Here is a 14900-nt window from a genome sequence, read left to right as displayed (position 1 = left end):
AACCGCTGGTCATCGGCCCGGTGGACCGGCGTAAGGCCCTTTCACGTGAGAATGAGCAAGCCAATACGCATAACAAACCAGCAGAGTACCCAAGAGGACCCGTACGGGTCAAAACGCGGTCCGCGATGCCGATTCTGCAGGCGTCGCGGCGCACTCCGGTTCGGTCCTGGGTGGGGACCCCGCAGTTGTTACTGGAGCAAGGGTAACCCGAACCGGGCGCAGCGCTCGACCCGCCAACATGAACGCGAGCCCGCACAGGGTGGCGCAGTCCTTGAACGCGCGCCGCTTGTGGGCCAGCTCCGAGGGCCACGGCACCAGCGCCACCTGGGGCGTCAGGGCCAGCCAGAACCAGGGCGAGCGGGGCATCGAGCCCGGCCGCACCGCCGAGGCCAGCAGCAGCGGAAGCACCACCAGCAGGTAGTGGTCGAAGGACGGCCGCGATACCAGGAATGCGGCGAGCATCACCATGCAGGCCGTCTCCGCGAGCCTCAGCTCTCCCCCGTCCGCGTCCCCCGGACCGTCCGTACGCCTCCACCGCCGCCAGGCCGCGACCAACCCGCCCAGCGCCCCGGCCGCCGTCAACAGCACCGCGACCGGCTCCGGCACCCCCAGCCGCGGCAGCACCGCGATCGGCGAGGCGTCCCAGGGCAGCGCGTACGCGTCCTGCCCCTTGAGCAGGAACGGCAGCGTCTTGGTGAGGAACAGCGTCGGGCTCGGCATCATCAGCGCCCCCAGCAGCGAGACGCCGAGCGGCACCAGCACGGCCACGGCCAGCCCCCGCCACTGCCGGGCCAGTACGAAGAGCAGCCCGATCGGCACCAGCATGGGCTTGCACGCGATGGCCAGCCCCACCACCAGCCCGGCCGCCGCCCAGGACCGACGCCGGGCGAACAGCAGCGCCACGGGCAACGCGGCCGCCGAGATGGCGGTCCAGTTGCCGATCAGCACGAGGTTCACGTACGGCTTGTAGGCCAGGGCCAGCGCGGCGAACCCGCCGATCGCGAGGCGGGAGCGCGGCGGCACGGCGAACAACCGCAGGGCGGCCCACCAGCCGACCGCCAGCAGGGCTGACATCGCCGGCGGGAGCAACCAGCGCAGCACCGGCTGCGGCAGCAGCGCCTCGGGGACGGCCATGATCACGGCGCTCGGGAGATAGAGGAACCGCTTGTCCTCGTACGGGGACCCGCCCGCCAGCAGCGTCCGGGCCGCCTTGACCACGAAGGCGTTGTCCGTGCCCCAGTTCTCCCGCAGGCTGGTGGAGACCGCGATGCCGAGCACCACGGCCAACGCCACCGCGTGCCAGGGCCCCGACGCCGGCCGCAGCAGCCAGACCACCAGCCGGTGCCCGAACGCGGGATCCCGTACGGTTTCCCATCCCCTGAGCAAGGTGCCAGGCCGCAGCCGCACAACGCCTCCAGATCACCGCTCGGGGGCGGTCTCCCCCTAGCGCTCGCGCTCGACCCTACGTTCGTCCCAGACCGGTTCCAGAGTCTCTCGTACAACACCGTCCGAACCGAAGACCAAGTAACGGTCAAATGTGCGGGCGAACCAACGGTCGTGCGTGACGCACAGCACAGTGCCGTCGTACGCCTCCAAGCCGTCCTGCAGCGCCTCCGCCGACTCCAGGTCGAGGTTGTCGGTCGGCTCGTCCAGCAGCAGCGCCGTGGTGCCGGCCAGTTCCAGCAACAGGATCTGGAAACGCGCCTGCTGCCCGCCCGAGAGCTTCTCGAACGGCTGCTCCGCCTGCCGCTCCAGCTCGTAGCGGCGCAGGGCCCCCATCGCCTGGCCCAGGGGCTTGGCCGCCTCCGTCCACAGGATGTCGACGAGCGTGCGGCCGAACAGCTCCGGATGGGCGTGCGTCTGCGCGAAGTGGCCGGGAACCACCCGGGCGCCCAGCTTCCAGTCACCGGTGTGCTTGACGGCCTCGCCCGCGAGCAGCCGCAGGAAGTGCGACTTGCCGGAGCCGTTCGAGCCCAGCACCGCGACCCGCTCCCCGTAGAAGACCTCCAGCGAGAACGGCTTCATCAGGCCGGTCAGCTCCAGGTTCTCCACCGTCAGCGCGCGCACGCCCGTACGGCCTCCCTTGAGCCGCATCGTGATGTCCTGCTCCCGCGGCGGCTCCGGCGGCGGGCCGGCCTCCTCGAACTTCTGGAAGCGGGTCTGCATCGCCCGGTAGCGCGAGGCCATGTCGGGGCTGCTCGCGGCCTGGTTGCGCAGCCGCAGCACCAGCGCCTTCAGCCGGGCATGCTCCTCGTCCCAGCGCCGCTTGAGCTCCTCGAACCGGGCGAAGCGCTCCTTGCGGGCCTCGTGGTAGGTGCCGAAACCCGCGCCGTGCACCCAGACGTCGGAGCCCATCGGGCTCGCCTCCAGGCTGATGATCTTCTGGGCGGCCTGGGTCAGCAGCTCCCGGTCGTGGCTGATGAACAGCACCGTCTTGCGGGTGGTCCGCAGCTGCTCCTCCAGCCACCGCTTGCCCGGCACGTCGAGGTAGTTGTCCGGCTCGTCGAGCAGCAGCACCTCGTCCGGCCCGCGCAGCAGCGCCTCCAGGACGAGCCGCTTCTGCTCACCGCCCGACAGCGTGCGCACCTCGCGGAACTGGGCGGAGTCGTACGGGATGCCCAGCGCGGCCATGGTGCAGACGTCCCACAGGGTCTCCGCCTCGTAGCCCTGGACGTCGGCCCAGTCGCTGAGCGCCTGCGCGTACGCCATCTGGGCGGCCTCGTCGTCCACGGTCATGATCAGGTGCTCGGCCCGGTCCACGGCCCCCGCCGCCTCCCGGATCCGCGGCTGGGCCACCGACACCAACAGGTCGCGGACGGTCGTCTCGTCCCGCACCGAACCCACGAACTGTGACATCACCCCGAGGCCGCCGCTGACGGTGACCGACCCGCCGTGCGGCTGGAGCTCGCCCGAGATCAGCTTCAGCAGGGTGGTCTTGCCGGCCCCGTTCGCCCCCACCAGGGCGACGACCGACCCCTCCCCCACGCGGAAGGAGACGTCGGGGAGCAGCACCCGCCCGTCGGGAAGGTAGTACTCCAGGTGGCTGGCTTCGAAATGTCCCATGGGGCGCATTGTCCAGGCCGGGCCGCGATCCGCCCAAATGGATTAGCGGGCGCTCAGCAGCAGCCGGCTCCCGGCAGGGTGCGCATGTTGCGCGCTTCCTTGCTGCGGGCCGCCAGGAGCTCGTCGGCCGGGTAGCCGACCTCTTCCAGGGTCAGCCCGTGGGGCTTGACCACGTGCACCGAGGAGTCCCGTACAGCAGCCCGCAGGACCTCACCGGGCCAGCTCACGGGCCGGTGCCCGTCGCCCACGTGCAGCAGCGCGCCGACCAGCGAGCGGACCATGTTGTGGCAGAACGCGTCGGCGCGCACCGTCGCGGTGACGATCCCGTCGTCGGCCCGCTCCCAGCTGAGCTGCTGGAGCGTACGGATGGTCGTGGCGCCCTCGCGCTTCTTGCAGTACGCGGCGAAGTCGTGTTCCCCGAGCAGCGCGGCGGAGGCCTCGTTCATGGCGGCCACGTCGAGCGGCCACTGGTGCCACAGGACGTGCCCGCGGCGCAGCGGGTCCACCCCGGCCTGGTGGTCGCCCACGCGGTAGGCGTAGCGCCGCCAGACGGCCGAGAAACGCGCGTTGAAGCCCTCGGGCGCCCGCTCGGCCCGCCATACCCGGATGTCGTGCGGCAGCCGTCCGGCGAGGCGGCGCAGCAGCTTGTCGTGGTGTTCGGCCCACACCTCCTCGGCCAGGTCGAACTGGGCGACCTGCCCGCGTGCGTGCACGCCGGCGTCGGTCCGCCCGGCGACCGTCAGCTCGACCGGCTCCTTGAGCCGCATCACGGTCCGCAGGGCGCTCTCCAGCTCCCCCTGCACGGTCCGCAGCGTGCGCTGCTTCGCCCAGCCGGAGAAGTCCTTGCCGTCGTAGCTCAGGTCCAGCCGTACCCGGACGTGCCCGGGCTCCACCTCGTCACTCACGTGAGTGATCCTCTCAGCTGCGTCTTTCGAACGAATGCAGAACGGGCCCGCCCCGGGAAGGGGCGGGCCCGTTCAGAGCCGATCAAGCAAGCTCGATCCCGGAACGGGATCAGGCCTCCTTGGTCTCCTCGGCGGCGGGAGCCTCGGCCACGGCCTCGGCGTCCTTCGCGGCACGCTTGGTGGCGGCCTCGGCCTCACCGGTGGCCTGCTGCGCGACCGTCAGGGCCTCGACCAGCTCGATGACCGCCATCGGGGCGTTGTCGCCACGACGGTTGCCGATCTTGGTGATGCGCGTGTAACCACCGGGGCGGTTCTCGTAGCGCGGGGCGATCTCGGTGAACAGCGTGTGCACGATGCTCTTGTCCGTGATCGTCTGCAGCACCAGGCGACGGTTGTGGATGTCGCCCTTCTTGGCCTTGGTGACCAGACGCTCGGCGTAGGGACGCAGGCGGCGGGCCTTGGCCTCGGTGGTGGTGATGCGGCCGTGCTCGAAGAGCGCCTTCGCGAGGTTCGCGAGGAGGTGCTTCTCGTGCGCGGCGCTGCCGCCCAGGCGGGCACCCTTTGCGGGACGCGGCATGGTGTTACTCCTTCATATCTGCACCGGCCGTGTCAGGTACCGGTGTCAGTTCCCCCGGAGCGGATGCCCCGGGAAAGTTCTGGTGGTGCTCAGTACTGCTCGGTCTCCACGAAACCGGCGTCCGCGTCGTCGTCGGCGCCGAAGGCGTCGGCGGCGGCGGTCGGGTCGAATCCGGGCGGGCTGTCCTTGAGGGCCAGGCCCATGCCGGCCAGCTTCGCCTTGACCTCGTCGATCGACTTCGCACCGAAGTTGCGGATGTCGAGCAGGTCCGCCTCGGAGCGGGCGACGAGCTCACCCACGGAGTGGATGCCCTCGCGCTTGAGGCAGTTGTAGGACCGAACGGTGAGCTCCAGCTCCTCGATCGGCAGCGCCAGGTCGGCGGCCAGGGCGGCGTCCGTGGGGGACGGGCCCATGTCGATGCCCTCGGCGTCGATGTTGAGCTCGCGCGCCAGACCGAACAGCTCGACCAGGGTCTTGCCGGCGGACGCCATGGCGTCACGCGGGCGCATGGCCTGCTTGGTCTCGACGTCGACGATCAGCTTGTCGAAGTCGGTGCGCTGCTCGACTCGGGTCGCCTCGACCTTGTAGGTGACCTTGAGGACCGGGCTGTAGATCGAGTCGACCGGGATGCGGCCGATCTCCTGGCCCAGCTGCTTGTTCTGGACGGCGGAGACGTAGCCGCGACCGCGCTCGACGGTCAGCTCCATCTCCAGCTTGCCCTTGCCGTTGAGCGTGGCGAGGACCAGGTCCGGGTTGTGCACCTCGACACCGGCCGGGGGCGCGATGTCGGCAGCGGTGACCAGGCCGGGACCCTGCTTGCGCAGGTACATCACGACCGGCTCGTCGTGCTCCGAGGAGACGACCAGCTGCTTGATGTTCAGGATGATGTCGGTGACGTCTTCCTTGACGCCCGGCACGGTGGTGAACTCGTGCAGGACGCCGTCCACGCGGATGCTGGTGACGGCGGCACCCGGGATCGAGGACAGGAGCGTACGGCGCAGGGAGTTGCCGAGGGTGTAGCCGAAGCCCGGCTCCAGCGGCTCGATCACGAACCGCGAGCGGTACTCGTCGACGACCTCTTCGGTCAGCGAAGGACGCTGAGCGATAAGCATGTCTTTGTTCCTTCAGTCGTGGACGCCCACTATTTGACGCCCGACAGGTACTGCTGGCTACTGCAAGGGTACGGGCGGCACGGCCCCCGAAGGGGTCGTACCGCCCGGACACTCAAGGACGCACAGGCATCGCTGCGTCAGACGCGTCGGCGCGGATCACCCCCGCTACGGCGGGGACGGCACCGACGCGCCGGATCAGACGCGGCGGCGCTTCGGCGGACGGCAGCCGTTGTGCGGGGTGGGGGTGACGTCCTGGATCGAGCCGACCTCCAGGCCGGTGGCCTGGAGGGAGCGGATCGCGGTCTCGCGGCCGGAGCCCGGACCCTTGACGAAGACGTCGACCTTGCGCATGCCGTGCTCCTGCGCGCGGCGGGCGGCCGACTCGGCGGCCATCTGCGCGGCGAAGGGGGTGGACTTGCGCGAGCCCTTGAAGCCGACGTGGCCGGCGGAGGCCCAGGAGATCACGTTGCCCGAGGGGTCCGTGATCGAGACGATGGTGTTGTTGAACGTGCTCTTGATGTGGGCGTGCCCGTGAGCGACGTTCTTCTTTTCCTTGCGGCGCACCTTCTTGGCAGCGCCCTGACGACCCTTGGGGGGCATCTAAATCTCCTACGGGAGGTGGTCGGTCCTACAGCGCAAGACCGCTGAACAGGACTACTTCTTGCCCGGCTTCTTCTTACCGGCGATCGCGCGACGCGGGCCCTTGCGGGTACGCGCGTTCGTGCTGGTGCGCTGACCGTGCACCGGCAGGCCACGACGGTGGCGGATGCCCTGGTAGCACTGGATCTCGACCTTGCGACGGATGTCGGCCTGGATCTCGCGGCGGAGGTCACCCTCGGTACGGAGGTTGGCGTCCACGTACTCGCGGATCTTGACCAGGTCCTCTTCGGCCAGGTCACGAACGCGGGTGTTCGGGTTCACGCCGGTGGAGGCGAGGATCTCCTTGGACCGGGTGCGCCCGATACCGAAGACGTAGGTGAGTGCGATCTCCACACGCTTTTCGCGCGGGATGTCAACACCGGAAACGCGTGCCATTCAATGGCTCCTGTGTGTTCGGGGGTCTTCCGCAGAACCGTTCCCGACCGCCGACCACTCCTGATGGGTGGTGGTACGTCCGGGTCCCCGGCCCCCGCCGGAGGTGCCGCCGGCCCCGTTCGGGGCTGGGCGGGTTCTGCGTATGTACGTTTTCTTACGTCGCGCGAAGAACTGCGGAAGGCAGGTCGGTCGGCGTGCTTCAGCCCTGGCGCTGCTTGTGGCGCAGGTTGTCGCAGATGACCATGACCCGACCGTGACGGCGGATCACCTTGCACTTGTCGCAGATCTTCTTGACGCTCGGCTTGACCTTCATGTTGGTGAGGTTCTCCGGGTCAGTGCCACCACCCGCGCCGGAACGGACGTCCGGTCGGGAGTGAGGACAAGATCTACTTGTATCGGTAGACGATCCGGCCACGCGTCAGGTCGTACGGAGACAGCTCCACGACAACCCGGTCATCAGGGAGGATGCGGATGTAGTGCATGCGCATCTTGCCGCTGATGTGCGCGAGGACCTTGTGACCGTTCTGCAGTTCCACCTTGAACATCGCGTTCGGGAGGGACTCGATCACGGTGCCCTCGATCTCGATGGCACCTTGCTTCTTGGCCACGCTTCGCCCTTCGAATCGGCTACCTTGATCAGCTCCACGCTCCACATGAAGACATGCGGATGCAAAGGAGCCGACGAGTCAGTCTACGTCAGGGCACCCAGAAAGACGAATCCGGAAAGTTTGCCCCACACACTAGATCACCAATCCCGGACGCCTCGCCCGGGACCGGTGGTACGCGGCTAGCCCAGCGGGTCGGGGGCCGTGGTGACCCCGTATTCCGCCAGCTTCGCCTTGCCGCAGTCCGGGCTGGTCAGCACGATCGGGCCGGCCTCGGTCAGGGCGATGGAGTGCTCCCAGTGCGAGGACCAGGTGCCGTCCGTGGTGATGACCGTCCAGTCGTCCGCCAGGACCTCCGTCTGGGCGGTGCCCAGCGAGACCATCGGCTCGATCGCCAGGCACACGCCCGGGACCAGCTTGATCCCCTTGCCCCGCTTGCGCGAGACGTAGTTCAGCAGGTGGGGGTCCATGTGCATCTCGGAACCGATGCCGTGGCCGCCGTAGTCCTCGATGATCCCGTACTTGCCGGTCGCCGGCCGCGGCTGGCGGCGGATGTAGCCCTCGATCGCCTTGGAGATGTCCACCAGGCGGTTGCCGAGCTTCATCGCGGCGATACCCGCCCACATCGACTCCTCGGTCACCCGGGAGAGCTCGACGAGCTCCGGGGCGTGACCGGTGCCCACGAACGCGGTGTACGCAGCGTCGCCGTGCCAGCCGTCCACGATCGCGCCCGCGTCGATCGAGATGATGTCGCCGTCCTTGAGGACCGTCTTGTCGTCCGGGATGCCGTGCACGACGACCTCGTTCACGGACGTACAGATCGTCGCGGGGAAGCCGCCGTAACCGAGGAAGTTGGACTTGGCGCCGGCGTCGGCGATGACCTTGCGGGCCACCATGTCCAGGTCCCGGGTCGTGGCGCCCGGCACGGCCGCCTCACGGGTCGCCGCGTGGATCGCGGCGACGACCAGCCCCGCCTCGCGCATCTTCGCGATCTGCTCGGGCGTCTTGAGCTGCACCATGGAACGGCCTTCCACCTTCAGAAATCGGATTTCTCAACAGTACGGCCGCGGTGCCTCTCGGACACCGCGGCCGTACCTGCACGTCGTGGGACTACTTCTTCAGGGCATCCATCGCGCGTCGCGTGACGTCCGCGACCTCACCGAGGGCGGGGATGGTCGACACGAGGCCCTGGGCCTTGTAGTAGTCGATGATCGGCTCGGTCTCGGCGTGGTAGACCGCCAGCCGGTTGCGGACCGTGTCCTCGGAGTCGTCCCCGCGCTGGTACAGCTCCCCGCCGCAGTGGTCGCAGACGCCGTCGGTCTTCGGCGGCGCGTACGTGACGTGGAAGACGTGCGCGGAGTCCTTGCGGCAGGTCCGGCGGCCGGCGATGCGCTTGACGACCTCGTCCTCCTCGACCTCCAGGTCGAGGACGGCGTCGAGGCCGAGGCCCGCGGTCTCGAGGATCTCGTCGAGCGCCTCGGCCTGCGAGAGGTTGCGCGGGAAGCCGTCGAGCAGGAAGCCGTTGGCGGCGTCGGGCTGCTCCATCCGGTCCTTGGCCATCCCGATGGTGACCGAGTCCGGTACGAGCTCACCGGCGTCCATGTACGACTTCGCGCTCTTGCCGAGCTCGGTGCCCTGGCTGATGTTGGCGCGGAACAGGTCACCCGTGGAGATGTGCGGGATCGACAGGTTCTTGGCGAGGAACGCGGCCTGTGTTCCCTTGCCGGCGCCGGGGGGCCCGACGAGGACGATACGCATCAGCGGAGGAACCCTTCGTAATTACGCTGCTGGAGCTGGCTCTCGATCTGCTTCACGGTTTCCAGACCCACACCCACGATGATGAGGATGCTCGTCCCGCCGAACGGGAAGTTCTGGTTCGCTCCGAAGCCCGCCAACGCCATTGTCGGCACGAGAGCGATCAGACCCAGGTACAGCGACCCCGGCCAGGTGATGCGGTTGAGTACGTAGCTCAGGTACTCGGCGGTAGGCCGGCCGGCGCGGATGCCCGGGATGAACCCACCATACTTCTTCATGTTGTCTGCAACTTCCTCGGGGTTGAACGAGATCGCCACGTAGAAGAACGCGAAGAAGACGATCAGGAGGAAGTAGGCCGCGATGTAGTAAGGGTGGTCGCCCTTGACGAAGTGCTTCTGGATCCAGGTCGCCCAGCTCGCCGTCGAGCCGCTGAACTGCACGACCAGCGCCGGGATGTACAGCAACGACGAGGCGAAGATGACCGGGATGACACCGGCCTGGTTGACCTTCAGCGGGATGTAGGTCGAGGTCCCGCCGTACGCGCGGCGCCCGATCATGCGCTTCGCGTACTGGACCGGAATCCTGCGCTGCGCCTGCTCGACGAAGACCACCAGGGCCACCATCGCGAGACCGACGAGGATCACCACGCCGAACTCGACCCATCCATCAGCGATCTTGCCCTGGAGCTTGATCTGCCACATGGCGCCGATGAAGCCGGCCGCGATCGAGATGAACATCAGGATCGACATGCCGTTGCCGATGCCGCGGTCGGTGATGAGCTCGCCGAGCCACATCACGACACAGGTGCCGGCGGTCATGGTGAGCACCATCGTGATCATGGTGAAGATCGAGCGGTCCGAGACGATCTCGGTGCGGAGCTGGCAGGAGCCGAACAGCGCACCCGTCTTGGCGGTGGCCACCAGACCCGTGCCCTGGAGGATCGCGAGCGCGACCGTCAGGTAACGCGTGTACTGGGTGATCTTCGCCGTGCCGGACTGACCCTCTTTTTTGAGGTTCTCCAGCTTCGGGATGACCACGGTCAGCAGCTGCAGGATGATGCTCGCCGTGATGTACGGCATGATTCCGAGCGCGAAGATCGTGATCTGCAGCAGTGCGCCACCGCTGAACATGTTGACGAGGCCGAACAGGCTGTTGCCGGTCCCTGCCTGGTCCACACAGAACTGGACGTTCTTGTAGTTCACGCCGGGGACCGGGATGTGGGACCCGAGGCGGAACAGCACGATGATGGCGAGCGTGAAGAGCAGCTTCTTGCGCAGGTCGGGCGTCTTGAACGCCCGGGCGAACGCGGTGAGCACGGTGCCTCCTGCGACCCCCGCGCTACTGCGTCAGAGGTGACGGTCTGAGGGATCGACGAATACGTACAAGCAAAGGTGCAGCCACCTTACCGGCGACTGCGCCCCCCGTGGAACGACCAACCGGGGATGCCCCATATGTGAGGCATCCCCGGTCGGGTTTTAGCTATTCGTCACGTGCGTTCGTCTTAGACGAGCTCGGTGACGGTGCCGCCGGCAGCGGCAATCTTCTCCTTGGCGGAAGCGGAGACGGCGTCAACCGAAACCGTCAGCGCCACGGAGATCTCGCCCTGGCCCAGGACCTTGACGAGGCTGTTCTTGCGAACCGCGCCCTTGGCGACCAGGTCGGCCACCGTGACCTCTCCACCCTCGGGGTAGAGAGCGCCGAGCTTGTCCAGGTTGACCACCTGGAACTCGGTGCGGAACGGGTTCTTGAAGCCCTTGAGCTTCGGCAGACGCATGTGGAGGGGCATCTGCCCACCCTCGAAGCGCTGCGGGATCTGGTAACGGGCCTTCTGGCCCTTCGTACCACGACCGGCCGTCTTACCCTTCGACGCCTCACCACGACCGACACGGGTCTTCGCGGTCTTGGCGCCGGGGGCGGGACGGAGGTTGTGGGCCTTCAGCGGGCTGTTCTCAGCCATGATTAGTCAACCTCCTCAACCGTCACGAGGTGGCGGACGGTCTGCACCATTCCGCGGAACTCGGGGCGGTCCTCCTTGACGACCACGTCGTTCAGGCGCTTGAGCCCGAGCGAACGCAGAGTGTCGCGGTGGTTCTGCTTGCTGCCGATGTACGACTTCGTCTGCGTGATCTTGAGGCGGGCCATCAGACACCCGCCCCAGCACGTGCACGAAGCAGGGCCGCGGGGGCGACGTCCTCGAGGGGCAGACCACGGCGAGCCGCGATCTCCTCGGGACGCTGCAGGCCCTGGAGGGCCGCCACGGTCGCGTGCACGATGTTGATCGCGTTCGAAGAGCCGAGCGACTTCGACAGGATGTCGTGTACGCCGGCGCACTCCAGCACGGCACGCACCGGACCACCGGCGATAACGCCGGTACCCGGGGAAGCCGGCTTGAGCATGACGACGCCCGCGGCCTTCTCGCCCTGAATCGGGTGAGGGATGGTGCCCTGGATGCGCGGAACCTTGAAGAAGTTCTTCTTGGCTTCCTCGACACCCTTGGCGATGGCCGCGGGAACTTCCTTGGCCTTGCCGTAACCGACACCTACGGTGCCGTCACCGTCGCCCACCACGACCAGCGCGGTGAAGCTGAAGCGGCGACCACCCTTGACAACCTTGGCGACGCGGTTGATCGCGACAACGCGCTCAACGTAAGCGGTCTTCTCGGCGGCAGGGCCACCGTCGCGACCCTTCCGGTCCCGCCGCTCGCCGCCACCGGCACCGCTTCCGCGGCGCTGGGGTCCAGCCATTGGATTACCTCTCTCTGTTACGTCCGTGAGTCCCGGAACCGGGGCTTAGAACTTCAGCCCGGCTTCGCGGGCGGCGTCAGCCAGAGCGGCAATGCGCCCGGCGTATCGGTTGCCACCGCGGTCGAACACGACGGTCTCGACACCCGCGGCCTTGGCACGCTCGGCGACGAGCGCGCCGACAGCCTGGGCCTGGGCGCTCTTGTCGCCTTCGCCACCGCGGATCGAAGCGTCCAGGGTCGACGCGGACGCCAGGGTGTGACCCTGGAGGTCGTCGATGACCTGAGCAACGATGTTGCGGTTGGAACGCGTCACGACGAGGCGCGGACGCTCCGCCGTACCCGAGACGTTCTTGCGGATGCGGATGTGGCGGCGAGCCTTGGCAGCGCGCTTGTACGCGTCGCCCTTGGCGATCTTCACACCGTATGCCATGGCTACTTACCAGCCTTTCCGACCTTGCGGCGGATGACTTCGCCGGCGTACTTGACACCCTTGGCCTTGTACGGGTCGGGCTTCCGCAGCTTGCGGATGTTGGCGGCGACCTCGCCGACCTTCTGCTTGTCGATGCCCTCGACCGTGAACTTGGTGGGCGACTCGACCTTGAAGGAGATGCCCTCGGGCGCCTCGATCAGGATCGGGTGGCTGTAGCCAAGCTGGAACTCCAGGTCGGAGCCCTTCGCGGCGACGCGGTAACCAACACCGCTGATTTCGAGAGCCTTGACGTATCCCGTGGTCACACCGGTGATCATGTTCGCCACCAGCGTGCGGGACAGGCCGTGCAGGGCCTTGTTCTGACGCTCGTCGTTCGGACGGACGACGTTCAGGACGCCGTCCTCACCCTTGACGACGGCGATGGGCGCAGCGACGGTGTGCGAGAGGGAACCCTTGGGGCCCTTCACCGCGACCGTGCGGCCATCGATGGTGACGTCCACACCGGCGGGAACCTGGATGGGGAGCTTGCCGATTCGCGACATTGCTTTTCCTCCGTTCCCGACTACCAGACGTAGGCGAGGACTTCCCCACCTACGCCCTTCTTGCCTGCCTGCTGGCCGGTGAGGAGACCGTGGGACGTGGAGATGATCGCCACGCCCAGGCCGCCGAGCACCTTCGGCAGGTTGGTGGACTTCGCGTACACGCGCAGACCGGGCTTCGAGATCCGCTTGATGCCCGCGATGGAGCGCTCACGGTTCGGCCCGAACTTCAGCTCGAGGACGAGGTTCTTGCCGACCTCGGCGTCCTCGACCTTCCAGCCGGTGATGAAACCCTCCTGCTTGAGGATCTCTGCGATGTGCGACTTGATCTTGCTGTGCGGCATCACGACGGTGTCGTGGTACGCCGAGTTAGCGTTACGCAGACGCGTGAGCATGTCTGCGATCGGGTCAGTCATGGTCATGAAGTGGCCTTCGGCCTCTCTCGCCGGGGTTTCCTGTATGCGCCATCCCTCTCCCCACTCAGTGGCGGGACGGGTGCGGTGCGGGGACCTACGGCGTAGTAAGTCGTTATGGGCGGCGGACGCCCAACCACACAAGCCTAAGGCATGCGCGGCCGGGCATCCGCCGACCAGATGCTTACCGAGAGTGCCTGGAACTTCCCAAGTCCTTGCGGACCTGCGGAATTACCAGGAGCTCTTGGTCACGCCCGGCAGCTCGCCACGGTGAGCCATCTCACGAAGGCACACGCGGCACAGGCCGAACTTGCGGTACACGGAGTGGGGACGACCGCAGCGCTGGCAGCGGGTGTACGCACGCACACCGAACTTGGGCTTGCGGGCAGCCTTCGCGATGAGAGCCTTCTTCGCCATCTCGCTTACGCCTCCTTGAAGGGGAAGCCGAGGTGACGAAGGAGGGCACGGCCCTCGTCGTCGTTGGTCGCCGTGGTGACCACGGTGATGTCCATACCCCGGGTACGGTCGATCTTGTCCTGGTCGATCTCGTGGAACATGACCTGCTCCGTGAGACCGAAGGTGTAGTTGCCACGGCCGTCGAACTGCTTCGGCGACAGACCGCGGAAGTCACGGATACGCGGCAGCGCGAGCGACAGCGTACGGTCCAGGAACTCCCACATGCGGTCACCACGGAGGGTGACGTGGCAGCCGATCGGCTGACCCTCACGCAGCTTGAACTGCGCGATGGACTTGCGGGCCTTCGTGACGGCCGGCTTCTGACCGGTGATCGTCGTCAGGTCGCGGATGGCGCCGTCGATCAGCTTGGAGTCGCGGGCGGCGTCGCCCACACCCATGTTGACCACGATCTTCACGAGGCCGGGGATCTGCATGACGTTCTCGTAGGAGAACTCCTCACGCAGCTTGCCCGCGATGTCCTCGCGGTACTTCGTCTTGAGACGCGGAGTGGTAGCCATCAGATGTCCTCACCCGTCCGCTTGGCAACGCGGATCTTGTTGCCCTCGTCGTCGAAGCGGTAGCCGACGCGGGTGACGACCTTCTGGCCGTCCTTCTCCACGACCAGCTGAACGTTGCTGACGTGGACCGGCGCCTCGGTGATCACGATGCCACCGGTCTGCGAACCACCAGCGGTCTGACCGGCCTTGGTGTGCTTCTTGACCCGGTTGACACCCTCGACGAGGACGCGGTTCTCGCTGGGCATGGCCGCGATGACCTTGCCCTGCTTGCCCTTGTCCTTACCGGTGATGACCTGAACCAGGTCGCCCTTCTTGATCTTCATGCTTACAGCACCTCCGGCGCGAGCGAGATGATCTTCATGAACTTCTTCTCGCGCAGCTCACGGCCCACGGGGCCGAAGATACGGGTGCCGCGAGGGTCGCCGTCGTTCTTGAGAATGACAGCGGCGTTCTCGTCGAAGCGGATGTACGAGCCGTCCTGGCGGCGGCGCTCCTTGACGGTGCGAACGATGACCGCCTTGACGACGTCACCCTTCTTCACGTTGCCACCGGGGATCGCGTCCTTGACGGTGGCGACGATGACGTCACCGATGCCCGCGTAGCGGCGACCGGAGCCACCGAGAACACGGATGCAAAGGATTTCCTTGGCACCAGTGTTGTCGGCGACACGCAGTCGCGACTCCTGCTGGATCACGTCTATCTCCTGATTGTCTGCCGGTTCCCGGCGAGGGGTCGTTACCGGAGCCCCT

22 protein-coding genes are annotated in these 14900 nt (G+C 67.2%); all 22 read right to left on the bottom strand.

The window, feature by feature from the left end:
- Nucleotides 1-108: 108 nt before the first annotated feature.
- The gene (locus E6R62_RS11440) at nucleotides 109-1407 is read right to left on the bottom strand and encodes a glycosyltransferase family 87 protein (RefSeq protein WP_240801610.1); all 1299 of its coding nucleotides are present in this window, start codon (nucleotides 1405-1407) and stop codon (nucleotides 109-111) included.
- Between the two features lie 36 nt (nucleotides 1408-1443).
- Nucleotides 1444-3072: an ABC-F family ATP-binding cassette domain-containing protein gene (locus E6R62_RS11435; protein WP_136213236.1), complete on the bottom strand. Its 1629-nt coding sequence runs from the start codon at nucleotides 3070-3072 to the stop codon at nucleotides 1444-1446.
- Nucleotides 3073-3116: 44 nt separating this feature from the next.
- Entirely contained in the window at nucleotides 3117-3968 is an 852-nt protein-coding gene (truA, locus tag E6R62_RS11430; RefSeq protein WP_136213235.1) for a tRNA pseudouridine(38-40) synthase TruA, read from the bottom strand.
- 109 nt (nucleotides 3969-4077) lie between these two features.
- Nucleotides 4078-4545, bottom strand: coding sequence for a 50S ribosomal protein L17 (rplQ, locus tag E6R62_RS11425; protein WP_030298228.1), 468 nt, complete (start codon nucleotides 4543-4545; stop codon nucleotides 4078-4080).
- 89 nt (nucleotides 4546-4634) lie between these two features.
- Complete coding sequence (locus E6R62_RS11420) at nucleotides 4635-5657, bottom strand: DNA-directed RNA polymerase subunit alpha (RefSeq protein ID WP_007265920.1); 1023 nt, start codon at nucleotides 5655-5657, stop codon at nucleotides 4635-4637.
- A gap of 195 nt (nucleotides 5658-5852) precedes the next feature.
- Nucleotides 5853-6257 (bottom strand): 30S ribosomal protein S11, encoded by a 405-nt coding sequence (gene rpsK, locus E6R62_RS11415; protein WP_003956432.1) that lies wholly within the window; start codon nucleotides 6255-6257, stop codon nucleotides 5853-5855.
- A 54-nt stretch (nucleotides 6258-6311) separates the two neighbouring features.
- Entirely contained in the window at nucleotides 6312-6692 is a 381-nt protein-coding gene (gene rpsM, locus E6R62_RS11410; RefSeq protein ID WP_030710357.1) for a 30S ribosomal protein S13, read from the bottom strand.
- Nucleotides 6693-6891: 199 nt separating this feature from the next.
- The gene (gene rpmJ, locus E6R62_RS11405; protein WP_003956441.1) at nucleotides 6892-7005 is read right to left on the bottom strand and encodes a 50S ribosomal protein L36; all 114 of its coding nucleotides are present in this window, start codon (nucleotides 7003-7005) and stop codon (nucleotides 6892-6894) included.
- A 73-nt stretch (nucleotides 7006-7078) separates the two neighbouring features.
- Complete coding sequence (gene infA, locus E6R62_RS11400) at nucleotides 7079-7300, bottom strand: translation initiation factor IF-1 (protein WP_003956442.1); 222 nt, start codon at nucleotides 7298-7300, stop codon at nucleotides 7079-7081.
- A 179-nt stretch (nucleotides 7301-7479) separates the two neighbouring features.
- Nucleotides 7480-8316, bottom strand: a complete 837-nt coding sequence (gene map / locus E6R62_RS11395; protein ID WP_136213234.1) for a type I methionyl aminopeptidase — start codon at nucleotides 8314-8316, stop codon at nucleotides 7480-7482.
- A 91-nt stretch (nucleotides 8317-8407) separates the two neighbouring features.
- A complete protein-coding gene (locus E6R62_RS11390; RefSeq protein WP_136213233.1) occupies nucleotides 8408-9055 on the bottom strand; it encodes an adenylate kinase in 648 nt (215 codons plus the stop codon).
- On the bottom strand, nucleotides 9055-10368 hold the full coding sequence (secY, locus tag E6R62_RS11385; protein WP_136213232.1) for a preprotein translocase subunit SecY: 1314 nt from the start codon (nucleotides 10366-10368) through the stop codon (nucleotides 9055-9057). Before secY ends, E6R62_RS11390 begins: the two co-directional genes overlap by 1 nt.
- Nucleotides 10369-10553: 185 nt before the next feature.
- On the bottom strand, nucleotides 10554-11009 hold the full coding sequence (rplO, locus tag E6R62_RS11380; RefSeq protein WP_030154704.1) for a 50S ribosomal protein L15: 456 nt from the start codon (nucleotides 11007-11009) through the stop codon (nucleotides 10554-10556).
- A gap of 2 nt (nucleotides 11010-11011) precedes the next feature.
- Nucleotides 11012-11194 (bottom strand): 50S ribosomal protein L30, encoded by a 183-nt coding sequence (rpmD, locus tag E6R62_RS11375; RefSeq protein ID WP_053682614.1) that lies wholly within the window; start codon nucleotides 11192-11194, stop codon nucleotides 11012-11014.
- Complete coding sequence (gene rpsE, locus E6R62_RS11370) at nucleotides 11194-11796, bottom strand: 30S ribosomal protein S5 (protein WP_136213231.1); 603 nt, start codon at nucleotides 11794-11796, stop codon at nucleotides 11194-11196. The genes rpmD and rpsE overlap by 1 nt, the downstream gene beginning before the upstream one ends.
- A 45-nt stretch (nucleotides 11797-11841) precedes the next feature.
- Complete coding sequence (gene rplR / locus E6R62_RS11365) at nucleotides 11842-12225, bottom strand: 50S ribosomal protein L18 (RefSeq protein WP_030026334.1); 384 nt, start codon at nucleotides 12223-12225, stop codon at nucleotides 11842-11844.
- Between the two features lie 2 nt (nucleotides 12226-12227).
- Nucleotides 12228-12767: a 50S ribosomal protein L6 gene (rplF, locus tag E6R62_RS11360; RefSeq protein WP_136213230.1), complete on the bottom strand. Its 540-nt coding sequence runs from the start codon at nucleotides 12765-12767 to the stop codon at nucleotides 12228-12230.
- Nucleotides 12768-12787: 20 nt separating this feature from the next.
- Complete coding sequence (rpsH, locus tag E6R62_RS11355; RefSeq protein ID WP_007265911.1) at nucleotides 12788-13186, bottom strand: 30S ribosomal protein S8; 399 nt, start codon at nucleotides 13184-13186, stop codon at nucleotides 12788-12790.
- A 222-nt stretch (nucleotides 13187-13408) separates the two neighbouring features.
- Entirely contained in the window at nucleotides 13409-13594 is a 186-nt protein-coding gene (locus E6R62_RS11345) for a type Z 30S ribosomal protein S14 (protein ID WP_003956452.1), read from the bottom strand.
- A 5-nt stretch (nucleotides 13595-13599) separates the two neighbouring features.
- Complete coding sequence (gene rplE, locus E6R62_RS11340) at nucleotides 13600-14151, bottom strand: 50S ribosomal protein L5 (RefSeq protein WP_030298216.1); 552 nt, start codon at nucleotides 14149-14151, stop codon at nucleotides 13600-13602.
- Complete coding sequence (gene rplX / locus E6R62_RS11335) at nucleotides 14151-14474, bottom strand: 50S ribosomal protein L24 (protein ID WP_136213229.1); 324 nt, start codon at nucleotides 14472-14474, stop codon at nucleotides 14151-14153. Before rplX ends, rplE begins: the two co-directional genes overlap by 1 nt.
- 2 nt (nucleotides 14475-14476) lie before the next feature.
- Complete coding sequence (gene rplN, locus E6R62_RS11330; RefSeq protein WP_003956455.1) at nucleotides 14477-14845, bottom strand: 50S ribosomal protein L14; 369 nt, start codon at nucleotides 14843-14845, stop codon at nucleotides 14477-14479.
- Nucleotides 14846-14900 lie beyond the last annotated feature (55 nt).

Origin of the sequence: Streptomyces sp. A1136 (genome assembly GCF_004795055.1) — a bacterium.
Taxonomy (GTDB): domain Bacteria; phylum Actinomycetota; class Actinomycetes; order Streptomycetales; family Streptomycetaceae; genus Streptomyces.
The sequence above is the reverse complement of the archived record's forward strand: the minus strand, read 5'-3'. Positions and strand labels throughout refer to the sequence as shown.

Coding starts and splice junctions, on each gene's coding strand:
- E6R62_RS11435 (WP_136213236.1), bottom strand. CDS start 3,072: ATGCGCCCCATGGGACATTTCGAAGCCAGCCACCTGGAGTACTACCTT.
- rplQ (WP_030298228.1), bottom strand. CDS start 4,545: ATGCCGCGTCCCGCAAAGGGTGCCCGCCTGGGCGGCAGCGCCGCGCAC.
- E6R62_RS11420 (WP_007265920.1), bottom strand. CDS start 5,657: ATGCTTATCGCTCAGCGTCCTTCGCTGACCGAAGAGGTCGTCGACGAG.
- rpsK (WP_003956432.1), bottom strand. CDS start 6,257: ATGCCCCCCAAGGGTCGTCAGGGCGCTGCCAAGAAGGTGCGCCGCAAG.
- rpsM (WP_030710357.1), bottom strand. CDS start 6,692: ATGGCACGCGTTTCCGGTGTTGACATCCCGCGCGAAAAGCGTGTGGAG.
- rpmJ (WP_003956441.1), bottom strand. CDS start 7,005: ATGAAGGTCAAGCCGAGCGTCAAGAAGATCTGCGACAAGTGCAAGGTG.
- map (WP_136213234.1), bottom strand. CDS start 8,316: ATGGTGCAGCTCAAGACGCCCGAGCAGATCGCGAAGATGCGCGAGGCG.
- E6R62_RS11390 (WP_136213233.1), bottom strand. CDS start 9,055: ATGCGTATCGTCCTCGTCGGGCCCCCCGGCGCCGGCAAGGGAACACAG.
- rplO (WP_030154704.1), bottom strand. CDS start 11,009: ATGGCTGAGAACAGCCCGCTGAAGGCCCACAACCTCCGTCCCGCCCCC.
- rpmD (WP_053682614.1), bottom strand. CDS start 11,194: ATGGCCCGCCTCAAGATCACGCAGACGAAGTCGTACATCGGCAGCAAG.
- rpsE (WP_136213231.1), bottom strand. CDS start 11,796: ATGGCTGGACCCCAGCGCCGCGGAAGCGGTGCCGGTGGCGGCGAGCGG.
- rplR (WP_030026334.1), bottom strand. CDS start 12,225: ATGGCATACGGTGTGAAGATCGCCAAGGGCGACGCGTACAAGCGCGCT.
- rplF (WP_136213230.1), bottom strand. CDS start 12,767: ATGTCGCGAATCGGCAAGCTCCCCATCCAGGTTCCCGCCGGTGTGGAC.
- rpsH (WP_007265911.1), bottom strand. CDS start 13,186: ATGACCATGACTGACCCGATCGCAGACATGCTCACGCGTCTGCGTAAC.
- E6R62_RS11345 (WP_003956452.1), bottom strand. CDS start 13,594: ATGGCGAAGAAGGCTCTCATCGCGAAGGCTGCCCGCAAGCCCAAGTTC.
- rplE (WP_030298216.1), bottom strand. CDS start 14,151: ATGGCTACCACTCCGCGTCTCAAGACGAAGTACCGCGAGGACATCGCG.
- rplX (WP_136213229.1), bottom strand. CDS start 14,474: ATGAAGATCAAGAAGGGCGACCTGGTTCAGGTCATCACCGGTAAGGAC.